At 33.5% G+C, this 13,054-nt stretch carries 22 protein-coding genes; 16 read left to right on the top strand and 6 right to left on the bottom strand.

Features of this window, described 5'->3' with window-relative positions; all coding sequences use genetic code 11:
- The 3 genes from VI621_RS08650 to VI621_RS08640 all read right to left on the bottom strand — a co-directional run.
- Positions 1-221 (bottom strand): hypothetical protein (locus VI621_RS08650; protein ID WP_324217982.1); only part of this gene is annotated, 221 nt, incomplete at its 3' end.
- 64 nt (positions 222-285) lie between these two features.
- Positions 286-579, bottom strand: coding sequence for a hypothetical protein (locus tag VI621_RS08645; protein ID WP_324217981.1), 294 nt, complete (start codon positions 577-579; stop codon positions 286-288).
- Between the two features lie 20 nt (positions 580-599).
- The gene (locus tag VI621_RS08640; RefSeq protein ID WP_324217980.1) at positions 600-917 is read right to left on the bottom strand and encodes a hypothetical protein; all 318 of its coding nucleotides are present in this window, start codon (positions 915-917) and stop codon (positions 600-602) included.
- A gap of 930 nt (positions 918-1,847) precedes the next feature.
- Here VI621_RS08640 and VI621_RS08635 point away from each other — a divergent pair.
- The 16 genes from VI621_RS08635 (at position 1,848) to VI621_RS08560 (ending at position 9,799) form a co-directional block, all read left to right on the top strand.
- Positions 1,848-2,300, top strand: a complete 453-nt coding sequence (locus VI621_RS08635) for a hypothetical protein (protein ID WP_324217979.1) — start codon at positions 1,848-1,850, stop codon at positions 2,298-2,300.
- A 1-nt stretch (position 2,301) separates the two neighbouring features.
- Positions 2,302-2,499 (top strand): hypothetical protein, encoded by a 198-nt coding sequence (locus tag VI621_RS08630; protein ID WP_324217978.1) that lies wholly within the window; start codon positions 2,302-2,304, stop codon positions 2,497-2,499.
- Positions 2,500-2,522: 23 nt separating this feature from the next.
- On the top strand, positions 2,523-2,723 hold the full coding sequence (locus VI621_RS08625; RefSeq protein ID WP_324217977.1) for a hypothetical protein: 201 nt from the start codon (positions 2,523-2,525) through the stop codon (positions 2,721-2,723).
- Between the two features lie 67 nt (positions 2,724-2,790).
- A complete protein-coding gene (locus VI621_RS08620; protein WP_324217976.1) occupies positions 2,791-3,090 on the top strand; it encodes a J domain-containing protein in 300 nt (99 codons plus the stop codon).
- A complete protein-coding gene (locus VI621_RS08615) occupies positions 3,091-3,564 on the top strand; it encodes a hypothetical protein (RefSeq protein ID WP_324217975.1) in 474 nt (157 codons plus the stop codon).
- 89 nt (positions 3,565-3,653) lie between these two features.
- Positions 3,654-4,331 (top strand): hypothetical protein, encoded by a 678-nt coding sequence (locus tag VI621_RS08610; RefSeq protein WP_324217974.1) that lies wholly within the window; start codon positions 3,654-3,656, stop codon positions 4,329-4,331.
- 31 nt (positions 4,332-4,362) lie between these two features.
- Positions 4,363-4,968: a hypothetical protein gene (locus VI621_RS08605; RefSeq protein ID WP_324217973.1), complete on the top strand. Its 606-nt coding sequence runs from the start codon at positions 4,363-4,365 to the stop codon at positions 4,966-4,968.
- A gap of 56 nt (positions 4,969-5,024) precedes the next feature.
- A complete protein-coding gene (locus VI621_RS08600; RefSeq protein ID WP_324217972.1) occupies positions 5,025-5,645 on the top strand; it encodes a hypothetical protein in 621 nt (206 codons plus the stop codon).
- Between the two features lie 109 nt (positions 5,646-5,754).
- Complete coding sequence (locus VI621_RS08595; protein WP_324217971.1) at positions 5,755-6,252, top strand: hypothetical protein; 498 nt, start codon at positions 5,755-5,757, stop codon at positions 6,250-6,252.
- Position 6,253: 1 nt separating this feature from the next.
- Positions 6,254-6,970 (top strand): hypothetical protein, encoded by a 717-nt coding sequence (locus tag VI621_RS08590; RefSeq protein ID WP_324217970.1) that lies wholly within the window; start codon positions 6,254-6,256, stop codon positions 6,968-6,970.
- The gene (locus tag VI621_RS08585; RefSeq protein ID WP_324217969.1) at positions 6,951-7,892 is read left to right on the top strand and encodes a hypothetical protein; all 942 of its coding nucleotides are present in this window, start codon (positions 6,951-6,953) and stop codon (positions 7,890-7,892) included. The genes VI621_RS08590 and VI621_RS08585 overlap by 20 nt, the downstream gene beginning before the upstream one ends.
- Entirely contained in the window at positions 7,885-8,223 is a 339-nt protein-coding gene (locus VI621_RS08580) for a hypothetical protein (protein WP_324217968.1), read from the top strand. Before VI621_RS08585 ends, VI621_RS08580 begins: the two co-directional genes overlap by 8 nt.
- Complete coding sequence (locus VI621_RS08575; protein ID WP_324217967.1) at positions 8,220-8,690, top strand: hypothetical protein; 471 nt, start codon at positions 8,220-8,222, stop codon at positions 8,688-8,690. Before VI621_RS08580 ends, VI621_RS08575 begins: the two co-directional genes overlap by 4 nt.
- Before the next feature lies 1 nt (position 8,691).
- Positions 8,692-9,243, top strand: a complete 552-nt coding sequence (locus VI621_RS08570) for a transglycosylase SLT domain-containing protein (protein WP_324217966.1) — start codon at positions 8,692-8,694, stop codon at positions 9,241-9,243.
- Positions 9,244-9,285: 42 nt separating this feature from the next.
- Positions 9,286-9,540, top strand: coding sequence for a hypothetical protein (locus VI621_RS08565; RefSeq protein ID WP_324217965.1), 255 nt, complete (start codon positions 9,286-9,288; stop codon positions 9,538-9,540).
- 16 nt (positions 9,541-9,556) lie between these two features.
- A complete protein-coding gene (locus VI621_RS08560; RefSeq protein WP_324217964.1) occupies positions 9,557-9,799 on the top strand; it encodes a hypothetical protein in 243 nt (80 codons plus the stop codon).
- 81 nt (positions 9,800-9,880) lie between these two features.
- Here VI621_RS08560 and VI621_RS08555 read toward each other — a convergent pair whose 3' ends face one another.
- The 3 genes from VI621_RS08555 to VI621_RS08545 all read right to left on the bottom strand — a co-directional run bounded on the left by VI621_RS08555 (position 9,881) and on the right by VI621_RS08545 (position 12,100).
- Positions 9,881-11,353, bottom strand: coding sequence for a hypothetical protein (locus VI621_RS08555; RefSeq protein WP_324217963.1), 1,473 nt, complete (start codon positions 11,351-11,353; stop codon positions 9,881-9,883).
- A gap of 78 nt (positions 11,354-11,431) precedes the next feature.
- Positions 11,432-11,734: a hypothetical protein gene (locus VI621_RS08550; RefSeq protein ID WP_324217962.1), complete on the bottom strand. Its 303-nt coding sequence runs from the start codon at positions 11,732-11,734 to the stop codon at positions 11,432-11,434.
- A 36-nt stretch (positions 11,735-11,770) separates the two neighbouring features.
- Complete coding sequence (locus VI621_RS08545; protein ID WP_324217961.1) at positions 11,771-12,100, bottom strand: hypothetical protein; 330 nt, start codon at positions 12,098-12,100, stop codon at positions 11,771-11,773.
- Positions 12,101-13,054 lie beyond the last annotated feature (954 nt).

The raw sequence follows: 13,054 nt of genomic DNA, 5'->3' as shown, positions 1-13,054 counted from the left end.
TGAAATAGAAAAACAAAATTCTCTTTATCGAATTCGCCCTTATGTTGCTTTAGGAATGATGAAAACCCATAATGGCAATTAACACAATCCTGCTCTAAAACAGAAAGCACATTTACATTTGCAGGAAGATTATATTTAAGCAGATAATACGAAAGTGGTTTCGCGGAAGCAAGGATACTTATAATAAATAACAACGAAGTAAAAATGATTTTTTTGTGCATATACTTTTAAGTTTTAAGAGTTAAAAAAAATCTGCCACAATAATTGTGGCAGATTTAATCTTTGTTATTTGTACCAAATGAAACAATATCCTGGACCCGCAGTACATTGTATTACGTACGTTTCTCCGTATTTATTAAAGTTACTTAAAATCCCTAACACTTGTACAGCCTCCTTGTTTTCCGTATATTTTACTTCAGTTACGCCCGAAAGTTTCGCCCCTTCGTTTGAAAATTCAGCATATTTTGCATTTAACGTTATTTTTTTATCAGGAATATTAACATACACGTTTTGGACTGATTGAGCTTTACTAAACGTTGCGACTACTGCAAATAAACCTACTAAAATTGTCTTTTTCATTTTTTTGAGTTTTAAAATTATTATTTACCAACGCACAAACAAGTTGTTGCGACACTAGAATCACAGCTTACAGAATACGTACCGCTTGCGTTTTTAACATCAATAACAGCACCCTTTTGACACATACTAGCACTCATTATTCTTTCTTTTGTTGGTTCTACCTTTACAGCTTCTTCCATTTTTAATGTCAAGATATTACCTTCAATTGAGGTACTAATCGCTGCCGCTTCAAAACAAGTATTTAGTTTTGGAATGTAAACAATTGTCTTTCCTTCTTGTGCTTTAATGGCAGAGCCAAAAGCGATTACGCAACCGAATGCGAACAAAATTTTTTTCATAAAATTTATAATTAATTTTTTATGCTTACTCTAAGGTTTTCAGCTTCCCCTTTTTTAATTTTTTGTAAATATAATTTTTACATCTAATTAAAAGAATGATTTCAAGGGTAAATCTTAACCGTTTTTCATCATTCACAAGCGAAAAAAGTCGCCAAAACAAGTTTTGAACTCGGTTAACCGACACATTTATTAACAATTCAGGGTAAAAAGTAAGGGCTAAAACGTGGTTTTAGCCCTTGATTGGTGGGATAATTGCTAAATCGAACCCAACACTTGTAATGATGTTAAAAACTTATCTTATGCAAAGATGGGACAAAGATAGTTTTTTTAATATTTGTAATGCTAAATCGAATACAAATATTAATCAACACGTGAAAGTTCAAAACCCCAATTATCATAAAGGCTTACAGGATATTGACAAAAGAACTTGTTTCTTTATCAAAATACTTTGTCCTATAATTGACGTTATGAAAAGCCCCATTTTAAAGGGGGTTAGCTTGATTTCATTGGTTAAAACTTCCCTCCTACTCCACTACAAAGAGAGAAGGGAATTAATTTCAATCATAACAACATATAAATTTAGTAATTTATTTTTTAACGATTTAACGAATGATATTAAACACGATGCTATCAATTAGCCTCGTGTTTTTTTATTTTACGAAACAGAGTAAAAACAACTAACATATAAAATAAGTTAAAAGGTGTACAACTTTGGCTTATTAAAATTTAAAACTAATCGGTAAAAGGCTAACCGATTGGCATGGGAAACAACCCCCTAAATTTTAATAAGCCAATTTTTTTTTGCTCGTGCGAAGGTACAGTACGTACAGTTACGTACAGAACAAAAACAGAACAAACAGAACTCAGTTAAGCATATTTAGTAAGGTAACTAACCTCGAAAAATTTTATTAACCAAAAACCAAAATCGCTATGCAAATCGAAAGCACAAGAAACACGAAAGTAGATGCAACGAATTTATTTCAAACTGCATTAAGACAAAATTTCAACCCTGCATTGTACAGGAAAAGTCAAAAGCCTAAATGGTCAAGATTCAAATTGAAATTCAATTATCGAGATGGAAATGAAAGTACGCATTTCTCATACGATTGGAATCCAGACTATTCAACTGGAGTAAAAAAATATCGTGATGATGAACAAATGGGATTTTCAAAATTGATTTTATTGATTGGAAAAAACAGGGATAACGATACGTATAACATTGCAACGATTTATATGACTGTATCAATAAAAAAGGATACGAGCGTACAGGATTACGATATACCTGTGGCATACATTCAAAGGGGAAAGGATATAAAAATCGAACCACGTTTGAAATACACACCGGAGAATAAAGTAAGACTTGAACTTTTTAAAACCTTGTAAAATGATACAGATAATCGGAATAAGGCATTACAAATTAAATAATATTTGGAAATGTGTTTGTTTCAACGACCAAGAAACAACCTATTTTAAAATCGAAGAAGAGGATGCACGTTACATGATTGCTGGCAATGAAAATTCAGTTTATGAAGAAACCACAGGGAACACTTATTATTCATTATTAAAAGAACAAAAAATATAGAAATTTATTTTAACCTTATAGCCATGATACAAATAGATGTAATAAAAAAAATGCCTGATAATATTGTGGAATGCAATTTATATACAGGTGAAAGATGTGTAAAAATATTTATGAGTGAAAAAGATTATGAAAATTTGATACGTGATAAATTTTTTATACGTGATGGAGAAACAATAGATAGTGCAAATGTTTTAAACACAACTAATACATACGAAATGAAATGAAATGAAAACATATCAAACGCAAACATCTATTTTAAATTATACGGATTAATTTATATTTGCTAATGATATGTTTTTTGAGCCTCCATATACAAAGGATAGCATACGCAAGCAATATAAATTACTTGCAAAACAATTGCATCCTGATAGGGGAGGGGATACACAGAAATTTCAGCAGATGAAAAAGCAATACGATGAATTAAATAAATTCATTGATGAGTTGCCGACAAAAAAAGAGCGTAAAAAAAAATTAAAAGTAAAAACAGCGAAGCGAGCAAAGGTTAATGTTTATCATATTCACATCAATATCAATAAAATGATGGATGCAAAAAATATTTTAAATGACTTCATAAACTCAATTTTCAGATAAATGGCTGTACTTCTAAAACAATACAAGGATATTAATGATACGTTAAAACACATTAAAATACAGATAATTGACGGGATTGATTATGCAATAAACGATTGTCCAGAATTTAAAAATCCCGAACAATTATTTAACTGGTTAATGGATAGGGTGAAATATAAAAATGACCCATCGCAAAAAGAATTATTGCAGACCTTACCTACATTACTCGAAAACAATTTTCATGGAAATTCGGGCAAAGGTGATTGCGACTGTTTCACGATTGCAACCATTACACTAATGATTGCACAAGGTTGGGACAACATCAATATTATTTTGGCAGGTCGCTCTAAAAAATGCCCTGTACATATCTATACTATGATAGAATGGAATGGAAAGCGCATTGTATTGGATTTGACAAACAAACGATATAATGTAGAACGTTACTATCCATTGACACAAAAAATCCCTGTACGTTGGAAAAATTGGGACGCATAAAAATAAATTTGCTTAATTGATTTCTTTGTTTTTATTTTAGTATCCTAATTGCCCGCGAAGCATATTAAGAAAATTTAATATATTCTAATATGTATTTACAATTAGCGGAAAATAGAAGGCGCGGCAAAGTGTCCGTAAGCGGTTATTATAGAAGTCCTGGAGTATCCTCACATAAAAGACGTTATCCATCATTGAGCGAACCAGCTCAAAGTATTACAAGCAATCCTTATATTTTCGTTCCTGATTTTGAAGCTGAAACAGGAGGCGTTTATATCCGTGAGGACAAATTCGATTCCATGCCTGACAAACAATGGGCGGTATTTATGAAAACACTTGCACCGTATCAACCAGAAGTGCAACAACGAACTTTATCCGAACCCATGTTTTTGGCTTCACGTGCCGACCGCAAAGAAAGAAGGAAACGCAAAAAAGAGGCAAAAGTCCAAAAGAAAGAGGCAAAGGTTGAACGCAGAAAACAAAAAACAGAAAGCAAAAGATTGAAAGCCGAAAGCAAAGCAGCTTTGAGAAAAGCCAAAGGAGAGGCTAAAATGGCTAAAGCTACTGGAGGCGGTGGAGGGATTGATTGGGGGAAAGTTAAAGACGTGGGCGGTGGATTAATAAGCAAGTTTACAGGTAAGGGAGGGGAAGAAGAAACACCCGAAGGAGGAGGAGCAGAAACCCCATTTTATAAAAATCCTGTTGTAATAGGTGGGGCTGTGCTGCTAACAGCGGGTGCAATTTATATGGCAACACGTAAAACAGCTTAATCAATTGGGAATCTTTAAATACTTATATAAAATGGCAACAAAAAAAAAACGCAGAACACGCAAAAGAAGCATGAGCGAAAGCGGTTTATCTCGCAGAGTTAGCGGAACACGTACAACCGCACGCAGACGTAGAACACGCTCACGTTCAAAAGGTATGCTATCCGAAATGTTTAGTCCTGCTACCGCACAACAAACTGGTAAGGCAATGTTAAGCGGTGCAATAGCTGGTTATGGTGTCGCATCCATTGAACCGATGTTGCAAGGTCTGCCGAAATGGGCTAAACACGCAACTTTGCTTGGTGGTTCTTTCCTTACCGGTACTGTTTTGAAAATGCCGAATATGAGTGTCGGCATTGCTTCTGCTTGGGGATATTCGTTTGCAAAAGATATGCAAGCAATGGGAGAAGATGGGGACTGGGCGGATGAAGATGCAATGGATGAAGAACCTGAATATTTAGATGAAGCAGGCAATCCAATGTTTTTAGCCGCTGATGGTAATTTTTATTATTTGGATGAAGATGATGAGATGTCCGAGGACGATGAATTTATGGATGAAGATGATGAAGATGAAATGTCCGAGGAATTTTTAGCAGATGATAGTATTTATCCAGCGTACGTTAATACATCAAGGTACTAAGCAATGCAAGCAATAAAAATAAATAATAAAAAAATTCACTTTAATAATAAAATATAATGAGAAGACTGTCTATACCTCGCCCTCGCTCAGTAGTTAAAAAACAATTTTCAACTGCAAGCAATGCCATTCGTAAAATGGTTGCTACTGCTGATAAATTCGGAAATTCTGGAATTAAAAACCAACAGCTTACAACCTTCGAGATATTCGATTATTTGCCGTATGCTCCAGGAACAACATTGAAATTTTTTCAAAATGTTAGCACCCGCCAATTCCCATTTGCAAATATTCAAGAGAATCGTTTGCAAGTAGGTGAATCAATGGTTATCAAACGTATTTGGTTTACCGTTGCAACTCAAATGGGTGGAAATATTACCAATATTCAAACATTTGAACAAGCTGCATTGTCAGGTCAATATTTATCTCAATTGACTTGGAACAATGATAACAATCGGGTAATAAAGGATTTATCTTTAACCAATATGCAAGCGGAATTTAACCGTAAAGCATGGAGTACAGATAACAACGTATTTCATTTGGAAACTGATATTACCATTCAACCTTTGGTGAGATTTACTGCATCATTAAATATGGTTACTGGTGCGGAAGTTAAAAACATATTTATAGGTTGCCATGCGGGAGGAGTTGGAACATTACTTGCTCCTAAAGGAACTTTCTAAAAATATGCCCCTGCTGTGGCTGCTTCGCGGAAAATAAACAGCAACAAGGCTGATGCCGAAAAAAGCCGATTTTATTCGGCTTTTTTTTCAAACCATAAAAATTTTTACAATGAGAATAAATAAAAGAGTATGGATGAATCCACCACGTAGAACAGGAAGCATCAAAAACATTATACACGCTCAACGAAATTCAACAGTAGGAAAATCAGCGGTAGGTACACCACAATATCCGGGTGCTGCCAGTGGATTAACTCAATCGCAATCGAGGCAATTAATAAGGGAACAGCCGAGGGTTACAGGTATTCCTTTTGTTGCATCGGCAGGGAGTTTTACAATCAATAATATTGAAATCCCTGGGGATGCGACTTTATTTTTAGGATTAATGTTTACACCTACTGGGAATGCAATGGACACGTTTACAATGGCAATCAACAACAATAAAATTATTGATAACGGCAGCGTAAAATTACATTCCCCTGACAATTCGCAAAGCATCAAATCCCAATACTTCCCATATATGCAGCCATTGACAGGAAAAGACGTGTTGGCTTTTCAATTACAAACTACTAGTGGATTAACAGGCGTATTACAACTTCATTATATTTAAAATGATTACACAAAATTTAATTGACCTGATTGAAAAAGGAGATGCACAATATAAAACGTGGGTAATCGGTGCTACTGGAAGCAGTAGGATACCCGTTCCTAAAAACAATTATATTGTAATCACGGATTTTCACTATTCTCATTTTATGGATAGGAAAGATGAATTAGGCGCAGCCGTTGACTTTTTAGAATCATTGCGAAATAATGTGCATCATTTAACATTTACCAGTTTCGGACAAAGATATTTATATACTATCCGCAGCAGCTTTCAAATGAATGTTTGGGATGGCAATGAATGGGCTTCCCCTACTGTTCCCTCCACAAAATACGATACTTACCAAGTACATAAAACCGATGTCCATGTGGACGTATGGAGATTGTTAGATTTTAGTAAATGGAGTTTATCCGTATCGAAATTGGATGATAAAACAACGGAAGAACCAAACCCATCAGGATACGGTACTCAAAATAATGCCCCTAATCAAAATGTTTTAAGAAAAATTAATTTTGATGGAGTACAACAGGACTTTCTACCGTATGGGGAAAACCAAGGAATACCATTAACTAATACATGGAGAGAGCAATTCTATTGCGATATAGACAACCAATCATTTTTGCATCCTCCTGACACAAAAAAAATAGATTGTAATTACACGTATCCGATTATCAATGTCGGATATGTATTGATTAATAAAACCATTGATAAAACTGCACGATAAAAATCAAAAACAAAAATTAAACCAGCGAAGCAAAATGAAACAAAACATTTCAGAATTTAACCAAAAGTTCAAAGACGAACTTTTAGACGTAGGTTATAAACACGTTGCAATGGATAGCGCAGAGGGCGAAAGAATCGTATCTTACAACCAACCCGCACAAAAAATACAGAACAAATTTAATGAGATACAAAAACGATTAAGGGTTTTACCCGATGGGTATTACCGTATTTACTGTACCTATTCATACGGCTCTAAAGCCAAACCCGATATGTTTCTAATCAAAAAAGGAAAGGTATCCGATGAAACATTGCAAGAGCCTATAAAGCCTCAAGAACATGCCATTATTCCAATATCAAAAGAACAAATTAAACGTGAGGAAATTTTATCATTAGAACAGGCTCTTACACGCATTGAACAATTGAGCCGTTTGGAAATGGAAAATTCCGTATTGAAAGACAAGGTTAAACAACAAGCGGATGAACTATTGGAATTGGAATCGGAACTTTCGGAAATGGAAGAAAAACAACCATTAGCCGACAATGGAATGAATGGGATAGGAGGTTGGCTGAAGGAAATTGCCCCCGTACTTGCACCTATTGCCGACCAGTATTTTGAATTGGAAAAACAAAAAGTCGCATTAGCGGAAAAACGTTTTCACCATCAGCAAAAAAAGCAGCCTATCATTGTCCGCAACCAAAGGCAAAGACAACAACCAAAGAAGCCAACATTGCAAGAAATTATTATGTCCATTGATGTAAACAACGAAGACGTGATGAATCGTTTGTATGATGAACTGGATGAAATGGAGGAGGATAATTTTAATGCAACACTTAAACAGATAGAAAGTTTGCGCCCTGATGTTGCTGAATTAATCATTGATGAATTTGGACTTGTAGAAGAAGAGGAGGAAAGCAATGAGTAATTCAATAAAGTTGCAATTGTTTAAATCGGAATTATTCACTTGTACAACTATTTCACAAATGTTTGATGTGATTAAAAAATATTACGATGTATATCGTTGCAATGTAGGAGCTATAACGAAGAGTTTAATAATTTCGGGCGTAAATAATGCTTTCAATAAAAACACGCCAATAGAAGCCGTAAATCAAATGCGCTCAATTGATAATCTAGGTGATATAATAGATTTTTTTGAAAAATCGTACTCCGATGCAAAAATAGAAGCATCCAAAAAAAATAAAGTGATTGAAGGTTTTGAAAGCGTAATAAAAATGACAAGCTGCAAATTAAAATGAAAACGAAATTTGAAGCATTTCCAGCATGGGCGAAAGCCCTTACCGCAGTTGCTTTAGTTACTGGTGGAATATTTGCAGTCGTTCAAATAAATAAAGGGCGGGAGCGCAGAAGATTGAGAAAAGAGGGGCGTGAATTGATACAAGACGTTGAATCGGACATACAAGCTACCAATAAACCCGCATCGCTTACAAAAACAAATTACAAGCTATTGGCAACTAAATTATATAATGCGCTTAATCTTTGGAACATTGATGAAATGGCGGTTTATCAGGTATTCGCACAAATGAATAATGATAGGGATGTTTTTGAACTGATTAAAGCCTTTGGTATGCCATTAGATAGCAGTAATTTTTGGGATGCAGATATAGAAAAAAATTTAAGCGGATTTATGCAGAAATTAGATAGCGATGAAGTAGCAGCGGTAAATTTCGGTCTTGCACGTAAAGGGATTAAATACAGATTTTAAAATGGATTACAAGCTATTGCCATTTATTGAAAAAGTAAAGACGAATCAAAAAAAATTCGGTGAAAAGGTCATTGATATTAGCAATAAACTAGATACTGTTCCGCATTATTTAATGATTGTAATGAACAATGAAAGCGGTTTACGGGCGGACATTAAAAATCCAACATCGAGCGCATCGGGTTTAATTCAATTCATGGAAGCAACCGCAAAAGGATTAGGTACTACAACCGCAGATTTACGTACGATGAGCAATGTGAAGCAATTGGATTATGTATATAAATATTTAAAACCGTATGCTAAAAAATTTAAAGATGTATCCGATGTTTATTTAGCCGTATTCTTTCCGCTTGCATTGTATAAAGATGAAGATTATAAATTTCCATCATGGGCGGTGAAAGCAAATCCAATATTTGATTTGAATAAGGACGGAATACTGACAAAAGCAGAATTTAGAAACTATGTAAATAAAAAATATGCTAAATATTTACCTAAATCAAACGAGATTGAATTGATTAAAAAAAAAACACCTTTTTCCAACAACACAAAAAAGTAATTATAATAACCGGAGTTGCATTAACATTAATAGGAGCATACTATGTCAAGAAAAATTACAGTTCGTTTAGCAGATAGTCCCGATTACGGTTCTGCACTCAATAAGTTTGTTGATGTAGCAAGTGGAAAAGATAAATTCAATGTCCCTGCCATTAAAATAAAAACACCTCAATTAAAATTACCTACTGTAAAAATTGAATTGCAACCTGAAACAGCAAAATTAATCGATACAGGTATAAAAATATTAAGCGGTGCAATAGTTATACACGCTATCGCAATGACAATAAAATGTAAATAACTTAATCTAAATAACAATGGCAAAAACAGAAACAAAAACAGCACCGAAAAAGGAAGCTGCACCAAAAACATCAAAAAAAGAAAGCCTTTATGAAATTTTCAGAGGGGCAAAAGTTGCACAACACGTGTTGCAACCAAAAAAAGAAAATATGTTATACATAGTAATAGAGAATGAACAAGGAGAAGAGGAAACGCACTTAATGGATTTACGTGCAATGCCATTAGATATAGTAGAATCTATTGTTGATGAGAACGAATAATTATTACATGAAAGATAGATTTATTATAAAAAGCCCTGTATAATTACACAGGGCTTTTTACTTAATAAGCATAATTAGATTTTATTTCAATTTATAAATATGAAGGATTGCTACATCCTTACCTTCTGCATAGTTTTCGAAGGCATATACCCTGTTGCCGAAATTAAATACATCCTTAAAATATCCCTCAAAAATATCGGTTTTATTTATCAATTTATTCATCTCATTATCATACTGGAGTAGTACTTGTTTTCCCTTGGTAAGGCTTAGTATTACCATATTCATATCATCATACTTAAAGACCTTACTTAACCAAAAGTATTTATCCTTACTGGATATATCAAAAGAAAGAGGGTCTATGCCCAAGTTAGGCAATAACTTCTTTTCATTTGTTGACAGGTTATAGATATAGGGACTGGAGTGTAAAAATCCCTTTAGGGATTTATCTATGTAAACCCTAAATGGGTAATAAGTCGGATAGCCATGACTGCCTAGCTTAGGCATAAATGGCTCATAACTCCAATTTAGTGGTTCTATGGTATTATTTTTTAAGGAGTATAAGCCACATATTGAATCCCCTTTTCTCTCTACACTGGAGAGAGAGAAAATAATGCTATCATTATTCAATGGGATTATATCCATAAGGCTTACATATTTCCCTACGTATGGAACGCTATCCAATAGCTTATAAATGTGTTTTACGGTTAGGTTAGAATCTAGTTTAACCAATGCTTGTTTTGCTTCATAATTTATATGATTTTCATTTTCACCATAAACCATATTATAGACACATAGACCTAGGTAGATGGTATTATTTATACAAGTTACTTTTTTTATTGATATGATTGGGAAGGTTTTATAAAATTCGTTTGTCTTATAATTCTTTAGGTTATAAGCCAAGTTGATTGAATCGGTATTTAATAGTGTTAATAGGCTATCATACCTATCATTAAAATAAGTAAGTGATAGGGTATTTGTAACTATCTTTTTATTTATATCGAATATGTTAATTTCATTTGTGTATAGATTTTGAATAAGTGCCTTAGACTTATTTAACAAATTTAGGCTTAGTTTTTTTGTTCCGAACCTAGACTTTAAATCAATCGTATCAATTTCTTTTAAGTGAATTGGTGGTGTAATAGACTTAAATTGATGGATGGTTTTTGCTGTATAGTATTCAGTTATATTTTTGTCCTTAATTATGGTTAATGCGGTTACCCCCTCCTTATTAACACTGGAATAAAAATCATTATCAACTATGATAGTATAGTCATTTTTATTTAACTTAAGTCTGTATTTAAAAATATTATCAATTTCGCTTTCAGCATTCTTTTGAAATATAAATACTAGTTCTTTTTTATTCATTTCTTTATCATTCTGTATGAAGTTAGAAAAGCCATAGTAACAATTTAAACAGTCTTCGCCAAATACGGATAATACATTTACATTAATTGGTAGTTTGTATTTAACTAAGTAATAAGAAACTGGGTTATCAATTGCATGAGAAATGGATGCAAAGAGAATGGATAGCGAAAGTAATATGTATCTTGTCATGGGTAAATTAGTTAGATTAATTATAAAAAAATCTACCATAGTTATTAGTACTATGGTAGATTATTAATAAGTTAAAGATTATTTGGCATACCACGTAAAGCAATACCCAGGTCCAGCCGTACATTGGATATAATAGTATTCTCCAATATGGTTAATATTGGTGAGGATGCCTGGCACGTTGTGGGAAACAGCCTGCTGTTTAGTATACGGAATCTCTTTTACTCCAGTTAGAGTAGCGCCCTCTTTAGTTATTTCGGCACTCTGACATTCCAGCGCTATTCCCTTAGATGGTATTTGTACTACTACTACTTCTTCTTTGGTTTGTGCATTAACTGCAATAGCAGATAATACAAACCCAGTCATAAGAATTACTTTTTTCATTTAATTTAGTTATTTTAAAATTGATTAATAATTGATTTATTTTGCTCCAGTGCAAAAACAAGTTGTAGCTACACTTGAATCACAGTTAATTGTATGATTTCCGCCCCCTTCATCTTTCACGTCAATTACTGCGCCCTTATTACAAGCACTTGCACTCATAATTCTATCTTTCGTTGGTTCAACTTGAATAGCATCTTTAATGGTAAGGCTTAGCGTACTACCTTCTTTTGAAATACTTGTTGAACTTGCTTCAAAACAAGTATTTGTTTTAGGGATGTAAACAACTATCCCTCCTTTTGACTCTTGTGCTTTAATGGCAGAGCCAAAAGCGATTACGCAACCGAATGCGAACAAAATTTTTTTCATAAAATTTATAATTATTTTTTTATGCCTACTCTAAGTTTTCGGCTTCCCTTGTTTTAATTTTTTGTAAATATAATTTTTACATCCAATTAAAAGAATGATTTCAGGGGCAAATTTTAGCCGTTTTTCATCATTCCCAAACGAAAAAAGTCGCCAAAACAAGTTTTGAACTCGGTCAATCGACACATTTATTAACAATTCAGGGTAAAAAGTAAGGGCTAAAACATGGTTTTAGCCCTAGATTGGTGGGATAATCGCTAAATACAACCCAACACATTTAAAGATGTTTAAAACTTCAATAATATAAACATGGGACAAAGTTAATTATTTTAATATTTGTAACGCTAAATACAATTAAAATATTACTCAACACATGATTGTTCAAAAGCCCATTTACAGAAAAGACTTAGAGGATATTGATAAAGCAAGTTGTTTTGCTATCATAATATTTTGTCCTATAATTGATGTTATGAAAACCTCAATTTTAAAGGGGTTGAGCTTGATTTCATTGGTTAAAACTTCCCTCCTACTCCACTACAATAGGAGAGGGAGATTAATTTTAGCCATTACAACATATAAATTACAAATATTCAATAATTCATTTTTAAACGATTTAACGCAAAGTATTAACCACGAAGCCATCAATTAGCTTCGTGGTTTTTTATTGCACGAAACAGCAGAAAAACAACAAAAAACATAAATAGACCACAAGGTGTACAACTTCGGTTTATTAAAATTTCAACTAATTGGTGTAAGGCTCACTAATTGGGGTGGGAGGCAACCCCCTGAATTTTAATAAGCCGATTTTTTTTTCTCGTGCGAAGGTACTGTACGTACAGTTACGTACAGAACAAAAACAGAACAAACAGAACTCAGTTAAGCATATTTAGTAAGGTAACTAACCTCGAAAAATTTTATTAACCAAAAACCAAAATCGCTATGCAAATCGAAAGCACA

Source organism: Flavobacterium sp., assembly GCF_035292545.1.
Classification (GTDB): Bacteria; Bacteroidota; Bacteroidia; order Flavobacteriales; family Flavobacteriaceae; genus Flavobacterium.
This window is presented reverse-complemented; position numbering and strand designations above follow the sequence as displayed.

What these genes read in the sequence shown, in the direction of transcription:
- VI621_RS08580 (WP_324217968.1), top strand. Translation starts at nt 7,885, where the DNA reads ATGAGTAATTCAATAAAGTTGCAATTGTTTAAATCGGAATTATTCACT.
- VI621_RS08545 (WP_324217961.1), bottom strand. Translation starts at nt 12,100, where the DNA reads ATGAAAAAAATTTTGTTCGCATTCGGTTGCGTAATCGCTTTTGGCTCT.
- VI621_RS08575 (WP_324217967.1), top strand. Translation starts at nt 8,220, where the DNA reads ATGAAAACGAAATTTGAAGCATTTCCAGCATGGGCGAAAGCCCTTACC.
- VI621_RS08565 (WP_324217965.1), top strand. Translation starts at nt 9,286, where the DNA reads ATGTCAAGAAAAATTACAGTTCGTTTAGCAGATAGTCCCGATTACGGT.
- VI621_RS08640 (WP_324217980.1), bottom strand. Translation starts at nt 917, where the DNA reads ATGAAAAAAATTTTGTTCGCATTCGGTTGCGTAATCGCTTTTGGCTCT.
- VI621_RS08615 (WP_324217975.1), top strand. Translation starts at nt 3,091, where the DNA reads ATGGCTGTACTTCTAAAACAATACAAGGATATTAATGATACGTTAAAA.
- VI621_RS08550 (WP_324217962.1), bottom strand. Translation starts at nt 11,734, where the DNA reads ATGAAAAAAGTAATTCTTATGACTGGGTTTGTATTATCTGCTATTGCA.
- VI621_RS08560 (WP_324217964.1), top strand. Translation starts at nt 9,557, where the DNA reads ATGGCAAAAACAGAAACAAAAACAGCACCGAAAAAGGAAGCTGCACCA.
- VI621_RS08555 (WP_324217963.1), bottom strand. Translation starts at nt 11,353, where the DNA reads ATGACAAGATACATATTACTTTCGCTATCCATTCTCTTTGCATCCATT.
- VI621_RS08645 (WP_324217981.1), bottom strand. Translation starts at nt 579, where the DNA reads ATGAAAAAGACAATTTTAGTAGGTTTATTTGCAGTAGTCGCAACGTTT.
- VI621_RS08630 (WP_324217978.1), top strand. Translation starts at nt 2,302, where the DNA reads ATGATACAGATAATCGGAATAAGGCATTACAAATTAAATAATATTTGG.
- VI621_RS08620 (WP_324217976.1), top strand. Translation starts at nt 2,791, where the DNA reads ATGTTTTTTGAGCCTCCATATACAAAGGATAGCATACGCAAGCAATAT.
- VI621_RS08605 (WP_324217973.1), top strand. Translation starts at nt 4,363, where the DNA reads ATGGCAACAAAAAAAAAACGCAGAACACGCAAAAGAAGCATGAGCGAA.
- VI621_RS08625 (WP_324217977.1), top strand. Translation starts at nt 2,523, where the DNA reads ATGATACAAATAGATGTAATAAAAAAAATGCCTGATAATATTGTGGAA.
- VI621_RS08635 (WP_324217979.1), top strand. Translation starts at nt 1,848, where the DNA reads ATGCAAATCGAAAGCACAAGAAACACGAAAGTAGATGCAACGAATTTA.
- VI621_RS08600 (WP_324217972.1), top strand. Translation starts at nt 5,025, where the DNA reads ATGAGAAGACTGTCTATACCTCGCCCTCGCTCAGTAGTTAAAAAACAA.
- VI621_RS08595 (WP_324217971.1), top strand. Translation starts at nt 5,755, where the DNA reads ATGAGAATAAATAAAAGAGTATGGATGAATCCACCACGTAGAACAGGA.
- VI621_RS08610 (WP_324217974.1), top strand. Translation starts at nt 3,654, where the DNA reads ATGTATTTACAATTAGCGGAAAATAGAAGGCGCGGCAAAGTGTCCGTA.
- VI621_RS08570 (WP_324217966.1), top strand. Translation starts at nt 8,692, where the DNA reads ATGGATTACAAGCTATTGCCATTTATTGAAAAAGTAAAGACGAATCAA.
- VI621_RS08590 (WP_324217970.1), top strand. Translation starts at nt 6,254, where the DNA reads ATGATTACACAAAATTTAATTGACCTGATTGAAAAAGGAGATGCACAA.